General features: G+C 64.8%; 14 protein-coding genes. 8 read left to right on the top strand and 6 right to left on the bottom strand.

Annotated features, from left to right (window positions below; translation table 11 throughout):
- The first annotated feature begins 44 nt into the window (after nucleotides 1–44).
- From ACIGJG_RS05050 to ACIGJG_RS05030, 5 genes are all read left to right on the top strand, one after another.
- Nucleotides 45–1,568, top strand: a complete 1,524-nt coding sequence (locus tag ACIGJG_RS05050; RefSeq protein WP_011297193.1) for a 3-hydroxyacyl-CoA dehydrogenase — start codon at nucleotides 45–47, stop codon at nucleotides 1,566–1,568.
- A 42-nt stretch (nucleotides 1,569–1,610) separates the two neighbouring features.
- Nucleotides 1,611–2,390: an oxepin-CoA hydrolase, alternative type gene (locus ACIGJG_RS05045; RefSeq protein ID WP_483672845.1), complete on the top strand. Its 780-nt coding sequence runs from the start codon at nucleotides 1,611–1,613 to the stop codon at nucleotides 2,388–2,390.
- An 89-nt stretch (nucleotides 2,391–2,479) separates the two neighbouring features.
- Nucleotides 2,480–3,205 (top strand): histidine phosphatase family protein, encoded by a 726-nt coding sequence (locus ACIGJG_RS05040; RefSeq protein WP_140950806.1) that lies wholly within the window; start codon nucleotides 2,480–2,482, stop codon nucleotides 3,203–3,205.
- Nucleotides 3,206–3,265: 60 nt separating this feature from the next.
- Complete coding sequence (locus ACIGJG_RS05035; RefSeq protein ID WP_011297190.1) at nucleotides 3,266–4,342, top strand: phosphotransferase; 1,077 nt, start codon at nucleotides 3,266–3,268, stop codon at nucleotides 4,340–4,342.
- Between the two features lie 222 nt (nucleotides 4,343–4,564).
- Entirely contained in the window at nucleotides 4,565–5,566 is a 1,002-nt protein-coding gene (locus tag ACIGJG_RS05030; RefSeq protein WP_011297189.1) for a Bug family tripartite tricarboxylate transporter substrate binding protein, read from the top strand.
- An 80-nt stretch (nucleotides 5,567–5,646) separates the two neighbouring features.
- Here the strand turns inward: ACIGJG_RS05030 and ggt are convergent, their stop codons facing one another.
- From ggt to ACIGJG_RS05015, 3 genes are all read right to left on the bottom strand, one after another.
- The gene (gene ggt, locus ACIGJG_RS05025) at nucleotides 5,647–7,533 is read right to left on the bottom strand and encodes a gamma-glutamyltransferase (RefSeq protein WP_483672843.1); all 1,887 of its coding nucleotides are present in this window, start codon (nucleotides 7,531–7,533) and stop codon (nucleotides 5,647–5,649) included.
- 121 nt (nucleotides 7,534–7,654) lie between these two features.
- Nucleotides 7,655–8,764, bottom strand: a complete 1,110-nt coding sequence (locus ACIGJG_RS05020; protein ID WP_483672842.1) for a CAP domain-containing protein — start codon at nucleotides 8,762–8,764, stop codon at nucleotides 7,655–7,657.
- 266 nt (nucleotides 8,765–9,030) lie between these two features.
- Nucleotides 9,031–9,969 carry a LysR family transcriptional regulator gene (locus tag ACIGJG_RS05015; protein WP_041679860.1) on the bottom strand — a complete coding sequence of 313 codons (939 nt, stop codon included), beginning with the start codon at nucleotides 9,967–9,969 and terminating at the stop codon, nucleotides 9,031–9,033.
- 177 nt (nucleotides 9,970–10,146) lie between these two features.
- Between ACIGJG_RS05015 and ACIGJG_RS05010 the strand changes: the two genes are divergently transcribed.
- Nucleotides 10,147–11,409 (top strand): acyl-CoA dehydrogenase family protein, encoded by a 1,263-nt coding sequence (locus ACIGJG_RS05010; protein ID WP_483672841.1) that lies wholly within the window; start codon nucleotides 10,147–10,149, stop codon nucleotides 11,407–11,409.
- A 144-nt stretch (nucleotides 11,410–11,553) separates the two neighbouring features.
- On the top strand, nucleotides 11,554–12,246 hold the full coding sequence (locus ACIGJG_RS05005) for a glutathione binding-like protein (RefSeq protein WP_140950800.1): 693 nt from the start codon (nucleotides 11,554–11,556) through the stop codon (nucleotides 12,244–12,246).
- Nucleotides 12,247–12,298: 52 nt separating this feature from the next.
- Here ACIGJG_RS05005 and ACIGJG_RS05000 read toward each other — a convergent pair whose 3' ends face one another.
- Nucleotides 12,299–12,871 carry a hypothetical protein gene (locus ACIGJG_RS05000; RefSeq protein ID WP_483672840.1) on the bottom strand — a complete coding sequence of 191 codons (573 nt, stop codon included), beginning with the start codon at nucleotides 12,869–12,871 and terminating at the stop codon, nucleotides 12,299–12,301.
- Nucleotides 12,872–13,395: 524 nt separating this feature from the next.
- On the opposite strand from ACIGJG_RS05000, the gene ACIGJG_RS04995 reads away from it, so the two are divergent.
- Nucleotides 13,396–13,785, top strand: a complete 390-nt coding sequence (locus ACIGJG_RS04995; protein WP_483672839.1) for a helix-turn-helix domain-containing protein — start codon at nucleotides 13,396–13,398, stop codon at nucleotides 13,783–13,785.
- Nucleotides 13,786–13,794: 9 nt separating this feature from the next.
- On the opposite strand, the gene ureG is transcribed toward ACIGJG_RS04995, so the two are convergent.
- The gene (gene ureG, locus ACIGJG_RS04990; protein WP_224002923.1) at nucleotides 13,795–14,424 is read right to left on the bottom strand and encodes an urease accessory protein UreG; all 630 of its coding nucleotides are present in this window, start codon (nucleotides 14,422–14,424) and stop codon (nucleotides 13,795–13,797) included.
- A gap of 14 nt (nucleotides 14,425–14,438) precedes the next feature.
- Complete coding sequence (locus ACIGJG_RS04985; protein ID WP_483672837.1) at nucleotides 14,439–15,131, bottom strand: urease accessory protein UreF; 693 nt, start codon at nucleotides 15,129–15,131, stop codon at nucleotides 14,439–14,441.
- Nucleotides 15,132–15,150 lie beyond the last annotated feature (19 nt).

Raw genomic sequence — 15,150 nt, 5'->3', positions numbered from 1 at the left:
AACGTACGATCGTGCTAATTTAACCACAACTTCAGGGACAAAAAATGAGCACTTTCACCATCGAGACGCTCGGCATCGTGGGAACGGGCGCCATGGGCCGCGGTATCGCCCAGATCGCGGCGCAGGCTGGCCTGACCGTCAACCTGTACGACGCCAACCCGCAAGCCGTGGAAGCCGCGCGCAAGTATCTGCAGGATACGCTTGGCAAGCTCGCTGAAAAAGGCAAGATCTCGGCGGCCGATGCCGATGCCACGCTGGCTCGCGTGAAGCCGTGCGGCGCGCTCGAAGACCTGTCCCGCTGCGACATGGTGGTGGAGGCGATCGTCGAGCGGCTCGACGTGAAGCGCGATCTCGTCGCCAAGCTGGAGGCCGTGCTGCGCCCCGACGCGATCATCGCGTCGAACACCTCGTCGCTGTCGATCACCGCGATTGCGGTCGGTGCGAAGGAACCGGGCCGCGTCGTCGGCTACCACTTCTTCAATCCGGTGCCGCTGATGAAGGTGGTCGAGGTCATCGACGGCCTGTCGGGCAATCCGGCCGTGGGCGATGCGCTGATGGCGCTGTCGCGCCGCATGGGCCATACGCCGGTGCGATGCAAGGACATGCCGGGCTTTATCGTCAACCACGCCGGCCGTGGCATGAATATCGAAGGCATCAAGGTCGCGCAGGAAGGGGTGGCCGAATTTGTCGATATCGACAACATCATGCGCGAGCAGGCCGGCTTCCGCATGGGGCCGTTCGAGCTGATGGACCTGACCGGACTCGATGTGTCGCACCCGGTCATGGAATCGATCTACAACCAGTTCTACCAGGAGCCGCGCTACCGCCCGTCGCCGATCACGGCGATCCGCTCGGTGGGCGGGCTGGTCGGGCGCAAGGCAGGCGCCGGTTTCTATCGCTACGTGGACGGCCAGAAGCAGGTCCCGGCCGTTGCCGCCGTCCCGTCGGCGCGTCCGGCCAGCGTGTGGGTCAGCCGCGCGAGCGAGCGTGGCCATGCGATGGTCACGAAGCTGCTCGGCGCGATGGGCGTGACGCCCGAGAGCGGTGAACAGCCATCAGCCGATGCACTGATCGTCGTCACGCCGCTGGGCCTCGACGCCACGACTACCGCGCTCCAGCAGGGTCTGGATGCCTCGCGCACGGTGGCCATCGACACGCTGCTGCCGTTCGAAGCCACCAAGCGCCGCACGCTGATGACCACACCCGCCACAAGCGCTGCCGCACGCAACGCCGCGCACGGCCTGTTCGCGAGCGACGGCGTGCCGGTCACGGTGATCCGCGATTCGGCCGGCTTCGTGGCCCAGCGCGTGCTCTGCTGCATCATCAACATCGCCAGCGACATCGCGCAGCAGCGCATTGCCTCGCCGGCCGACATCGACCTGGCCGTGAACCTCGGCCTCGGCTACCCGAAGGGTCCGCTGGCGCTTGGAGACGCCGTCGGCCCGCAACTGGTGCTGGAAACGCTGCGCAATATGGAAGCCCTGACCGGCGACATGCGCTACCGCCCGAGCCCGTGGCTGTGGCGCCGTGCCGGTCTCGGCCTGTCGCTGCTGACCGAAGAGAACTGAGGAGCCTGGCTCCCCTGCCCCCGCAATATCCCGAGGCCGTCCATGACCGCACAGTTGCTTACGTCCCGCGTTGATTCGACGCTGGTGCTGACCATCTCGAACCCGGAGGCACGCAATGCGCTGCATCCGGATATCTACGCCGCCTCTTTCGAGGCGCTGAACGCCGCCGCCGGCGATGATTCGGTGCGCGCCGTGATCATCACCGGTGCCGATGGCATCTTCTGCGCCGGCGGCAACCTGAACCGGCTGCTCGGCAACCGCTCGAAGCCGCGCGAAGTGCAGGCCCAAAGCATCGAAACGCTGAACCACTGGATCGAAACGCTGCACGCGTTCCCCAAGCCTGTCATCGCGGCAGTCGAAGGCGCGGCGGCGGGGGCCGGTTTCTCGGTCGTGCTGGCGTGCGATTTTGTCGTGGCCGCGAGCGATGCCAAGTTCGTCATGGCCTACGTCAAGGTCGGACTGACGCCCGACGGCGGCGGTTCGTACGAACTGGCGCGCGCGCTGCCGCGCGCGCTGGCCAGCGAACTGATGATGGAAGGCAAGCCCGTGGATGGCGCCAGGCTCGCGCAGTTCGGGCTGGTCAACCGTGTGGCGCCACCGGGCCAAGCGCTGACCGAAGCGTTGCGCCTGGCCGAGGCCATCGCCGAACAGTCCCCGCATGCGGTCGGCCGCATCAAGGGCCTGATCAACCATGCGGCCACGGCTTCGCTGAGCGAGCACCTCGTGGCCGAGCGCGACAACTTCGTGGCCGCGCTGCACCACCCGGACGGCGGCGAAGGCATCAGCGCCTTCCTGGAAAAGCGCAAGCCGCGCTACCGCTGAACATTGCGTTGAATCATGGCGGCGCGGTAGCGTGCCGCCGCAGAAGCCCGCGCAAGACGGGCCTGCTGACATCAATGAGGGAGACAAGCATGGAATTGCCGCCGTCCTCACGCCGCCGCATCTACCTGATGCGCCATGGCGCCGTTTCGTACTTCGATGAAGGCGGGCGCCCGGCGCTGCCCGAGATGGTCCCGCTCAACGAGACCGGCCGCATGCAAGCCACGGCCGCGGGGCGTGCTTTTGCAGCCGAAAAGATCCGCTTCGACCGCGTCATCGTCAGCGGCCTGCCCCGCACCGTGCAGACCGCCGAGCTTGTGCTCGCCGAACTGCCCCACATGCAGGACATATCGCCCGAGGTCTGGCCCGACTTCCGCGAAATCCGCGGCGGCGACCTGTCGGCGATTGCCACCGAAGACCTGCGCGATGCCTTTGTCGGCGCGTTCGAAGGCGAAGTGTCGGAAGACAAGCGCTTTCTGAACGGCGAGACCATCGGCCACTTCCTTGACCGCGTACTGCCGGCACTGCAACGGCTGCGCGATGATCCAGGCTGGGACACGGCACTGCTGGTCTTGCACGGCGCCACGAACCGCGTGATCCTTTCACAGGCCATCACCTGCGGCCGGCGCGTGTTCTTTGGCTCGCTGCTGCAGACCGCGGGCTGCATCAACGTGCTCGACATGGGCGACGATCCGCTCGACTGGGTCGTGCGCATGACCAACTATTCGCCACCGACGCCCGTGCACAGCGGCTCTCGCCACACGACGATGGAAGTCCTGCTGCACCAGTACCTGCGCGGACGGCCGCCCGCTGCCTGATCCAACCGCGGGCACACCATTCTTCATCACCGATACCGACAGAAAACCACCGGAGACAGCATGAGCAGCAACGTATCGCACTTCGAGGGCACGCGCCCCGTGGCGGACCAGCAGCGTTTCGACACCGAGGCTTTGGAAGCCTGGATGCGCCAGCATGTGGAAGGCTTTGCCGGCCCGCTGAGCGTGGAGCAGTTCAAGGGCGGCCAGTCCAACCCGACGTTCAAGCTCGTCACGCCTGGCCAGACCTACGTGATGCGCGCCAAGCCGGGCCCCAAGAGCAAGCTGCTGCCGTCCGCGCACGCTATCGAACGCGAATACCGCGTGATGGACGCGCTCGCCGGCACGGACGTGCCCGTGGCAAAGATGTACGCGCTGTGCGAAGACGAATCGGTGATCGGCCGCGCGTTCTACATCATGGAGTTCGTCAGCGGCCGTGTGCTGTGGGACCAGTCGCTGCCCGGCATGAGCCCGGCCGAGCGCACCGCCATTTATGACGAGATGAACCGCGTGATCGCGGCCATGCATACCGTCGACTACCAGGCCATCGGCCTTGGCGACTACGGCAAGCCCGGCAACTACTTCCAGCGCCAGATCGAACGCTGGACCAAGCAGTACAAGCTGTCGGAAACCGAATCGATCCCCGCCATGGATTCGCTGATGGACTGGCTGCCGCAGCATATCCCGCAGGAAGACGCCGACCTGACCAGCATCGTCCACGGCGACTACCGCCTCGACAACCTGATGTTCCACCCGACCGAGCCGCGCGTGCTGGCCGTGCTGGACTGGGAGCTGTCGACGCTCGGCCATCCGATGGGAGACTTCGGCTACCACTGCATGAGCTGGCACATCGCGCCGGGACAGTTCCGCGGCATCGCGGGCCTGGACCATGCCGCGCTCGGCATCCCCGACGAGGCCAGCTACCGCAAGCTGTACGAGCAGCGCACGGGCCGCCCTATCACCGGCGACTGGAATTTTTACCTGGCTTTCAGCATGTTCCGCATCGCCGGCATCCTGCAGGGCATCATGAAGCGCGTGGTGGACGGTACTGCGTCGTCCGCGCAGGCGCTCGACGCCGGCAAGCGGGCTCGCCCGATGGCCGAGATGGGCTGGGAATACGCGAAAAAAGCCAAGCAGTAAGCGAAAAGCCACCAACGGCGGCAAACCCGCCTGACGACAGTCATGTCATCAGACAACAGCGCGCTCCGGCGCGCTGTTGCGTTTCCGGCCTGTAAACCCGCCAACGTATAGGGTTATGGCCGAATCTCAGTATTTTCCCGATGTCGGATTCGCGCAAAGCCGTCTACTATGCAACCCATGTTGTATGACGACTGATAATTAAGCGATTTCAGGAGACATTGTATGACCTCTCGCCGCACGTTCCTCCAGCAGGCATCCAGCCTGGCCGCGCTCGGCACCCTGGGCGGCGCCTCGGCGGCGCTGCCGCGTCTGGCCCAGGCCGCCGACGCCTGGCCGAACCGCCCGATCCGGCTGATCGTCCCCTACCCTGCCGGTGGATCGTCGGACATCATCGCGCGGATGATCAGCAAGCAACTCGGCGAGGCGCTCGGCCAACCGATCGTGGTGGACAACCGTCCCGGCGCCAACGGCAACATCGGCGCGGCTATGGCGGCGCAGGCCGGCTCGGATAACCACACGCTGCTGCTGTGCGACGTCGGCGCGTTGGCAATCAGCCCATCGGTGTACACCAAGCTGACGTTCAACCCCGGCAAGGACCTGAAAGGCGTGGCGATGCTCGCCTACTCGCCGCACCTGCTGGTTGTGCATCCGTCGGTCAAGGTCTCGAATCTCAAGGAACTTGTGGACCTGTCGCAGAAATCGCAACTGAATTTCGCCGTGACCGCCATTGGCAGTGCGCCGCACCTGGCCGGCGTGGCCGTAGCCCAGGCTACCGGGGCCAAGTGGCAGTACGTGCCGTACAAGGGAGGCTCACAGGCGATTGCCGACACCGTGGGCGGCACCGCGCAGGTGCTGATGAACGGGATGCTGGCCACGCTTCCGCAGGTGCAGGCCGGCAAGCTCAAGCTGATCGCGGTGTCCAAGCGCACCCGCATGCCGCTGGTGGGCCAGACGCCGACGATCGCGGAACAGGGCGTGCCGGGCTTCGAATCGGGCACCTGGCAAGGCGTGATGGCGCCGGCATCGATGCCCGACGCGATCATTGCGCGCGTCAATGCCGAACTGGTCCGCATCATCCGCTCGCCGGATATCCGGGCGCAGCTCGCCGGTCAGGGGGCAGAAGTCGTGACCATGACTCCGGCTGAAACCACGCGCTTTTACCAGACCGAGGAAACTCGCTGGGCCAAGGTGGTCAAGGCCGCTGGGGTGAAGCTGGACGCCTGACGGCGGTAATTGTTGAAGAAAGTCCGATAGAAAACAAAAGGGCGGGACTTCGAATCCCGCCCTCTTCTGGTTTCCGGCGCTCAGTCCCCCATCGCCACGCCTTCCCGCCGCGGATCGGCCCCACCCGCCCATACCAGCCGCCCATCGGCCCGCTGACGCCGCATGATGGCCTGCGTGCCGCTCGTCATCTCGATCTCCGCCACCTGATGGCCGCGCTGCTTCAGCGCATCGGCCAAAGCCGGCGTAACCAAACCCTTCTCCAGCTCGGTCGGCCCGTTGCGGCTACCAAAGTTGGCCATGCCGATGGCCGCCTGCACGTCCATATTCCAGTCGAGCAGTCCAACCAGCGTCTTGGAAACGTACTCGATGATCTGCGAGCCGCCCGGCGATCCCACCGTGCCCAGGAATTTGCCGCTCTCCCGGTCGAACACGAGCGTCGGCGCCATCGACGAACGCGGGCGCTTGCCCGGCTCGACGCGGTTGGCCACGGGCTTGCCGTTTTCGCTCGGCAGGAAGGAGAAGTCCGTGAGCTGGTTGTTGAGCATGAAGCCGCGCACCATGATGTGCGAGCCGAAGTAGGACTCGACCGTCGTCGTCATGGAAATGGCACCGCCGCGGCTGTCCACCGCGACGATCTGCGACGTTGAGATGCGCGGCGGCGAGCGGTCCGGCGCGAAGGCCACCGAGGTGCCTGGCGGCACGCCGGGCTGGGCCTTCCCCATGCTCTTGTCACTGATCAGCGACGCGCGCTGCTCCAGGTAGGCCGGATTGACCATGCCCGCGATATCGACTTGCACGAAGTCCGAATCCGCCACGTAGAGGCCACGGTCGGCGTAGGCCAGGCGATCGGCTTCGGCGATGGCGTGGACGGCATCGGGATTGGCTTCCAAGACAGCGGGCGTGCTGACCGCGGATGGCTTGAGTGCGGCGAGCGCGTACTTCGGGTTACGCGTTTCCAGCGCCTGCAGCGTGCCAAGAATCTGCGCCAGCGCGATCCCGCCCGACGACGGCGGTGGCATGCCGCAGATCTTCCAGCGCTTGTAGTCGGTACAGACCGGAACACGCAATTTGGCCCGGTAGTTCACGAGGTCGCGCGTGGACAGGCTGCCCGGATTGAGGCTTCCGTTGACCTTGGTGACGATGTCGCGCGCGATCGGTCCGGTGTACAGCGCGTTGGGACCATTAGCGGCAATCGCGCGCAGCGTCTGCGCGAGTTGCGGGTTCTTCAGGATGGTGCCGGCCGGCTTGGGCTTGCCCTGGGCGTCGAGGAAATACGCGGACATCTCAGGAGAGTTCGACATGAACTTGTCGCTCGCCACCTGCGCGTAAAGCCGTGGAGAGATCGGGAATCCCTTCTCCGCAAGCGAGATCGCGCGCTGGAACAGTTGCGACCACTTGAGCTTGCCATGCTCGCGGTGCGCCATTTCAAGCGCGCGCAGCACCCCGGGCGTGCCCACCGAGCGCCCGCCGATCTGCGCCTCGCTGAATTCCATCGGCTTGCCGTCGGGACGGAGGAACAGGTTTTCCGTGGCGCCGGCCGGTGCGGTCTCGCGGCCGTCGAAGGCCTGCACGCGCTTGCCGTCCCAGTACATGATGAAGGCGCCGCCGCCGACACCCGAGGCCTGTGGTTCCACCAGTGTCAATACCGCCTGCATGGCGATGGCGGCATCGATTGCCGAGCCGCCCTGGCGCAGTACGTCGCGCCCGGCTTCGGTGGCCAGAGGATTGGCTGCCGCTGCCATGTATTTCTCGGCGTACACCGTCGACATGTCGGTGCGGTAACCCGACGCAATTTCAGGTGCAGGTGGCAGCGTTGCCGTGGCGGGAGGCGGAGGTGCCGCGGGCGCGGCAGTAGCGGCAGGCGCCGCAGGCGCCCCGCTTTGCGTGCCGCACGCGGCCATCAGCGCCGTGAACGTCACAATGATCGAACCGCGCCACGCCAATCGGGATGCAAGCAGGTGAACCATGCGATATCTCCGCCACGAACGATCTGCCGATTGTAGTGGCCGCAGACGCACGGCGGTGTCAGACAAAGCCCGACAAGCTCACCCGGTGTGCACGATACGCATGCCGGGTGACGGAAAAGGCTCAGCGCGTGGTAAATGACCAGTTCAGGTTGACCGCCTGCCCGCCCAGCTTGCCGCTGACGGCGACGCTGTAGCGCTGGCCACTTGCCAGTGGCGCGAGCGGCGTGCAGATCGCGAGGCCGCGCGCCGCACCGGAAAGGCCGGACGAGCGGCTGTCGACTTTCAGGCAATCGACATTGCGGCCCTGCGCGTCGGTGATCGTGAAGCTGTCCGCATCGAATTGCAGCGAGGTGTTGATCGCCTGCAGCGATACCGGATAGCCCATGGTCTTGTTCTCATAGCCGGGCGCCGGATTCGGGCTTTCCGAATTGATCCAGCTTGCCGGCACGTCGGCCTGCCCATCGAACGGATATGCGACCATCTGGTTGTCCGTGCCGCCCTTCGACGCATCGGCCAGATCGACGGTCTGGTAGTAGTACGCCGCGGTGCCGGTGCCGTCCGGACCCACGCTTTCCGCATAGCCGCTGCCTGCGGACGCGTAGCTGCCCAGCAGCGAAGCACGATGGAATGGCGCGTTGATGAGGTCGGACACCAGCGAGTCCTTCGGCGACAGCGATAGCTGGGCGTTGGCCACCGACGTCCACTTGTTCGCTCCCGCGACGACTTCTGCGTCGGCGTTGGTCGGGTACGCGGCCTGGATACGCGCGTCAGGCGTGGCGCCGGTGTAGCCGGCCTTGCCCGAGACTTCGTCGTGCGTGAGCGTCTGGTTGGCGAGCATGTACGCCGTGTGGTTCTGCGCCACATTGTTGAGCGCATCACCCGCCGCGAGCGGTGGCAGGCCAACCTGTTCGCGCCGGTAGTTGGCATAGCACAGGCCTGCGCTGCGCGCGTCGTCGAGCACGCGATAGTTGCTCACGGCGCTGCCACGCGCGGGCAGCAGAGCGATGCCGCCACCGGCTGGCGCGGCAGGCTTCGAACCGCTTACCGTGTAGCAACCACCTGCCGTTACGGGCGTCGAGGACCCCGCCTGCGTCGAACTGCTCTGGCCCGATGGCTGGGCTGTGCCGCTCGCGGCCGTACCGCCGCCGTCGCCGCCATCACCGCCGCCGCCACAGGCGGCAAGCGCCGACAGCAAGGCGGCGCCGCACAGCGTACGCCAGCGCAGCGGCATCGTGCGCGAACTCAGAAAATGTAATGGGTTTTCAGCAGGCAAGCGTTTCCCGGTCATCGATCTGTATCGTCGTAGTTCTGATGGAGAAACTGCCCGTGGCAGCCCGGCATTGCGGGCGCAGCAGGACATCACCGGAACGCAGGCGCGGGCTTGCGGGGTGACCCCGGGGGCAGATGTGACCCGATGATGGTAGGGAGACGGTCGGCGAGCGTCCAGCCCGCTAACAATGGCTTACGTGTGACCCGCGCGCGCTGCACCAGGCGACGTCAGACCGCCGACTGCGCTTCGGGCACGCCGCCGCCGAGCGAGGACATCACCGCCATGAGTTGCTCGCGCAGCCAGCGATTGGCGCCATCGTTTTCGCCGCCTGCATGCCAGTACAAATGCAGCTCGAGCGACGGTACTTTGAACGGCAGCGACAGGATGCGGTTGGCATAAGGTTCATTGGCGATGCGCGCATAACGCAGCGGCAGCGTTGCAAGCAGGTCCGTGCAGCTCACCACGCGGCAGGCCGCGGCATAGTGCTGGCAGCGCAGCCGCACCCGGCGCGTCAGCCCCATGCGGTGCAGCGCCTGGTCTTCCAGCCCCGCACCACGGCGCCGCGAGGACACGTGCACATGCTCGGCAGCCAGATAGCGTTCCAGCGTCAGCTCTTTCTTCACGAGCGGATGGTCGCGGCGCGCCAGCACGATCATCGGATCGGCCATGAACTGGGCATGATGGATGGCCGGCGACACCGGCAGCAGGATATCGATCGCGGCATCGATCGTGCCGGCCAGCAGTTCGGATTCCATCTCGCGCCGGTCGAACCGGATCGCGGCAATCTCCACCTGCGGCGCCACCGAGGTCACGCGCGCCATCAGCGGCGGCAGCAGCGTGGATTCCAGCGCGTCGCGCATGCCAATGGTGAAGCGGCGCACAGTGTTGGTCGGATCGAAGTGCGGCGTGTCCTGCAGGGTGCGCGCAAAGGACTGCAGCGCCGAGCGGACCTCCGATGCGAGCGAGCGTGCCAGCGGCGTGGGCGCCATGCCCTGCCCGCGCCGCTCGAACAGCGGATCATCGAACAGGCCGCGCAGGCGGCCCAGCGCGTGACTCACCGCCGGCTGCGTCAGGTTGAGCTGACGAGCCGCCGCGGTGATGCTGCCTTCGCTATAGATAGCGTCGAACACCACGAAGAGATTGAGGTCGATGCGGGATAGCTGCATGGCTCCCATTCTGGCACGGAATGCAGGACATTGATACTGACAAATCCAGAAAATTCATTTTTGTTATTACCAGGTTTCGGATAGAGTGCTTTCCATCGGCATATGCCGCGTACTGTCCGTACCAACCCGTGCTGCCGGGGCCACCGGCGCACCACTACCTGGTAGCGAGGAGACCCCATGCAATTCGAATACACGCCCAAGGTCAAGGAGATGCAGGCCAAGCTGCTGGCCTTCTTCGACCAGTACATCTACCCGAACGAAAAGCGCTTCTACGAAGAGATCAACGCCAACCGCCAGGCTGGTAACGCGTGGGTGCCGAGCAAGCTGATCGAGGAACTGAAGCCCAAGGCACGTGAAGCCGGCCTGTGGAACCTGTTCCTGCCGCGTTCGCCGCGCGCGCCGCAGGGCCTGTCGAACCTCGAATACGCAACGCTGTGCGAAATCATGGGCCGGGTGCCCTGGTCGGCCGAAGTCTTCAACTGCGCCGCGCCCGACACCGGCAATATGGAAACGCTCGAGCGCTACGCGTCCGAAGAACTGAAGGACAAATGGCTCGAGCCGCTGCTTGCGGGCGAGATCCGCTCGGCCTTCCTGATGACCGAGCCGGCCGTGGCTTCGTCGGACGCCACCAATATCGAATGCCGCATCGAGCGTGATGGCGACCATTACGTGATCAACGGCACCAAGTGGTGGTCGTCGGGCGCCGGCGATCCGCGCTGCAAGGTCTACATCGTGATGGGCAAGACCGATCCGAATGCGGGCCGCCACGAGCAACAGTCGATGATCGTGGTGCCGGCCGACACCCCGGGCATCACCATTAAGCGTTTCCTGCCGGTGTTCGGTTATGACGACGCACCGCACGGCCACATGGAAATCGAACTGAAGAACGTGCGCGTGCCGGTTTCGAACATCCTGCTCGGCGAAGGCCGCGGCTTCGAGATCGCGCAGGGCCGTCTCGGCCCGGGCCGCATCCACCACTGCATGCGCAGCATCGGCGTGGCCGAGCGCGCGCTGGAACTGCTGTGCAAGCGCGCACTGTCGCGTGTGGCGTTCGGCAAGCCAGTCGCCAACCAGGGCGTCACGCAGGAGCGCATTGCCGAAGCGCGTTGCGAAATCGAAATGGCCCGGCTGCTCACGCTTAAGGCCGCCTACATGATGGACACCGTGGGCAACAAGATCGCCAAGGCCGAGATCGCCATGATCAAGGTAGTGGCCCCGAACGTCGCCCTGAAGGTGATCGACTGGGCGATCCAGGTGCACGGCGCGGCCGGCGTATCGAGCGACTTCCCGCTGGCCAACTGGTGGGCGCACCAGCGCACGCTGCGCCTGGCCGACGGTCCGGACGAGGTGCACCGCAACGCCATCGCCAAGCTGGAACTGGCCAAGCACATGGGCCTGAAGCCGGAAGACGTGAAGATGCCCGTGGCACGCGGCTTCTGAGTCCAGCCCGACACACGCGCCCGGCAACCCCGTCGGCAGTATGGAAACGCGCAGCCCCGCTGCGCGTTTTTTTCTTCTGTGCTTAAATCGATCGATCCTTTTCTGCCCCTCCTTCCCCATATCGCCGTCAGGAGACTTCTTGCGATGATCGATGTCTATAGCTGGGCGACGCCCAACGGCCACAAAGTGCATATCATGCTCGAGGAGTGCGGCCTCGAGTACAAGGTCCACCCTATCAACATCGGCGCGGGCGACCAGTTCAGCGAGGCGTTCCTCAAGATCAGCCCGAACAACAAGATCCCCGCCATCGTTGACCCTGACGGTCCGGACGGCGAGCCAATCTCGCTGTTTGAATCCGGCGCCATCCTGCTGTACCTGGCCGGCAAGACCGGCAAGTTCCTGCCGGAAGACGTGCGCGGCAAGTACGAGGCGCTGCAATGGCTGATGTTCCAGATGGGCGGCGTCGGCCCGATGCTTGGCCAGGCCCACCACTTCCGCATCTACGCGCCCGAGAAAATCGAGTATGCGGTCAATCGCTACACCAACGAAGCGAAGCGCCTGTACGGCGTGATCGACACGCAGCTGTCGCGGCATGAATGGCTGGCCGGCGACCAGTACACGATCGCCGATATCGCCACGTTCCCGTGGCTGCGCAGCTGGCAGAATCAGGGCGTGGAACTCGACGAGTATCCGAACCTCAAGCGCTGGTTCAACACCATCGCCGAGCGCCCGGCCGTGAAGCGCGGCGTCGAAGTTCTGGCCAGTGCGCGCAAGCCCCTGCAGGACGACAAGGCTCGCGAAATTCTATTCGGCGCCACGCAATACAAGCGTCACTGAAGCCGGATGAACGCCGGCGGCATGCATTGCCACCGGTTGATTGCGCCCTGCTTCAGGCCGGCAGGCATTCCGCCTGCGCGCCGTACGGCGCGCGCGGCATTTCAAGGATGCCGCCGCGCCCGACTGGCAATCGACATACGGCATGGAATCCATCCAGCGCTTCGCGCTCCGCGTCACCACTGCAGTACAGCAGGCCAGTTGCGGGCAGCAGGACTTCCACGCTGTAAGACTCATGCGAATCCGGCACGAACAGCGTGCCCGGCTGAACGAAATTCAGATAATTCTCCCCGCCCTGACGCCAGCGCAGGCACAGCGCGCCGCGATGGCATAGCGCCCAGCGCAGGCCATCGGCGAGCATGCACTCCCCCGCCTGCAACTGCATGAAGCCCGCATGCCTGCGCGCCGCGATTTGTTCGCTGCAATCGTTTTCCAGCGTCGGGCCGGCCTGACTGTCGAGCGTAGCGACACATCCCAGCGAATAACGCAGCGCCTCACCTTGCAACAAGGTGTCTTCAGTTGGCCGTCCATCGGCGGTTGAAGGGCTATCATCCGGCGCAATACGAACCAGGATGCTGTCGAGCGCGACGTGTACCTGCATGGGTAAGTCGGGCGCCGGCGCAAACATGTCGGCACTCCCGATCAGCACAGGCTCATGGCCCGGCGCTGCAATGCGGATGCCTCCGCGCAGGCACGCCCACCATTCACCGCGTCCGGCCACGAAGACCTGCTGGGTTTGCCCTGCCTGCAGGAAAACGTAGTCGCATGTCACGCCCGGCCCCGCACAGGGCGGCAACAGGCGGGAATGGAATCCGATATGAAGGTCCGCGGCAGTTGCGCGGCCTTGGCTGAAGGCACGCATCGGCGCGTCGAACAGCGAGTAGATCTGCATGGCAATCCCCTGACAGAGCGAAGGAGACACGATGGTCCCCTCAGACGCAACGACACCCGCGCATTCGACGCGAGCTTTCCATTGCGTGTACCCCGTTTGGCACGGCCATCAGGCCGCCCGGTTCATGCCATGGTGCGCGCCTTCTGCTGGCGCATCCCTTGAGACTGCGGATCAGACACCGATGGTGAGTCCGAATATAAGGCGTCGTTGCTGCAGCGTCAAACTCCTAGCCTGTGGCCGAGCATAACTTCCCACTGACCATGACCAAACACACTCTCAGAGAATTCGGATTGCATCTTGCCCGCCTGCGCAAGCGACGTGGCTGGTCACAGGAAACGCTCTCGCTGGAAAGCGGCCTGGCACGTTCTTACCTGAGCGGTATCGAACGCGGCAAGCGCAACCTCGCGCTGCTCAACATCTGCATGCTGGCCGATACGCTCGGCGTGCCACCGTCAGAGATGCTCGATTTTGAGACACAGGGAAGCTCTGCCCTGCACGTCGAAGAACCACGTTCCGTGTTCGGCAATGCGCAGAACGCCGCCATCGAAGCGACGCTGCGCCATATGGCCGAACTCAGTGAAGCCGAGGTAGACCTGGTAGCCGCAATGGTCCGTGCGCTAGCGCGCAAGGGCAGTTATCGCCTGGACTGACGAGCGCGCTCAGACGCCCAGCATGCCCTGCTGCTCGATGAAGCGGATCACCTCATCCAGGCCTTGCCCCGACTTGACGCTGCCCATCACGAACGGGCGCCCCCCGCGCATCTTGCGCGCATCGCTCTCCATCACTTCGAGTGAAGCGCCAACATACGGCGCCAGGTCGGTCTTGTTGATCACCAGCAGGTCCGACTTGGTAATACCCGGCCCGCCCTTGCGCGGGATCTTCTCGCCTCCGGCCACGTCGATCACGTAGATCGTCAGGTCGGACAATTCCGGACTGAACGTCGCGGCGAGATTGTCACCGCCGGATTCGATGAAGACCACGTCCGCATCCGGAAACTTCGCCAGCATGCGGTCGACAGCTTCGAGGTTGATCGATGCATCTTCGCGAATCGCCGTATGTGGGCAACCGCCCGTCTCGACACCCATGATGCGCTCGGCAGGCAGCGCGCCGGAGATTGTCAGCAGGCGCTGGTCTTCCTTCGTGTAGATATCGTTGGTGATGGCGACCAGGTCATAGCGGTCCCGCATCGCCTTGCACAGCATTTCCAGCAGAGTGGTCTTGCCGGAGCCGACAGGACCGCCGACGCCGACGCGCAGCGGAGGATTCTTTTTGGTACGAGCCTGGGTCATGATCGCTTCGGGATTCAGGAACGGAACAGCCGGGAATATTGCGTTTCGTGACGCGACGAAAGCAATCCCAGCATTGGTGAAAAGGTGGAAAGCCTCGGAGGCGTTTCCGCGGCGCGTTGTACGGCTTCATCAACTGTCATCAGTACGGCTTCGTGCAGACGCCGCAGCATGTGCTGGCCGGCCACCTGCCCTAGCGGCACGGCCTTGATAGCGGCGGCCACCTGGTTTTCAGCCCAGTTGAAGCAGTAAGCAGCCAGCCCCTCGTGCTCATCGATCTCCAGCGCCACGCAGGCTGCCGCAAACGCCGTTGGCAGGCATACCGGAGATATGACGGCAAGATGCTCGCGCAACGCATCGCCACCCCATCCCATCTGCCCCACGAGCTTCGCGAGCGACCACCCCATCTGTTCAGTTTCGAGCCGCAACTCGGACGTCTCGCGGGTGGCATGGAACCAGCTGTTCCACTCGCGCACCGCATCGGCGTCCATCGCCTGCCAGCCGCGATGCAGCAGCAGCCACAACGGCGCTTCGCATTGCGCCTGCACGTATAGCAGGTTGTCGCGAATCCAGCGTTCGGCGGTATCGGCATCACGGACACAGCCAATGTCGATGGCGGCTTCGAGACCTTGCGAATAGCTGAAGCCACCGATAGGGAGCGCGGGTGAGGCCAGGTGCAGGAGAGAGATGAGCTGACGCAGCGGTGTCATGGTTAGCGGTGTGCTACGC

The sequence above is a fragment of the Cupriavidus sp. C1SS-2L genome (assembly GCF_057073735.1).
The sequence above is the reverse complement of the archived record's forward strand: the minus strand, read 5'-3'. Positions and strand labels throughout refer to the sequence as shown.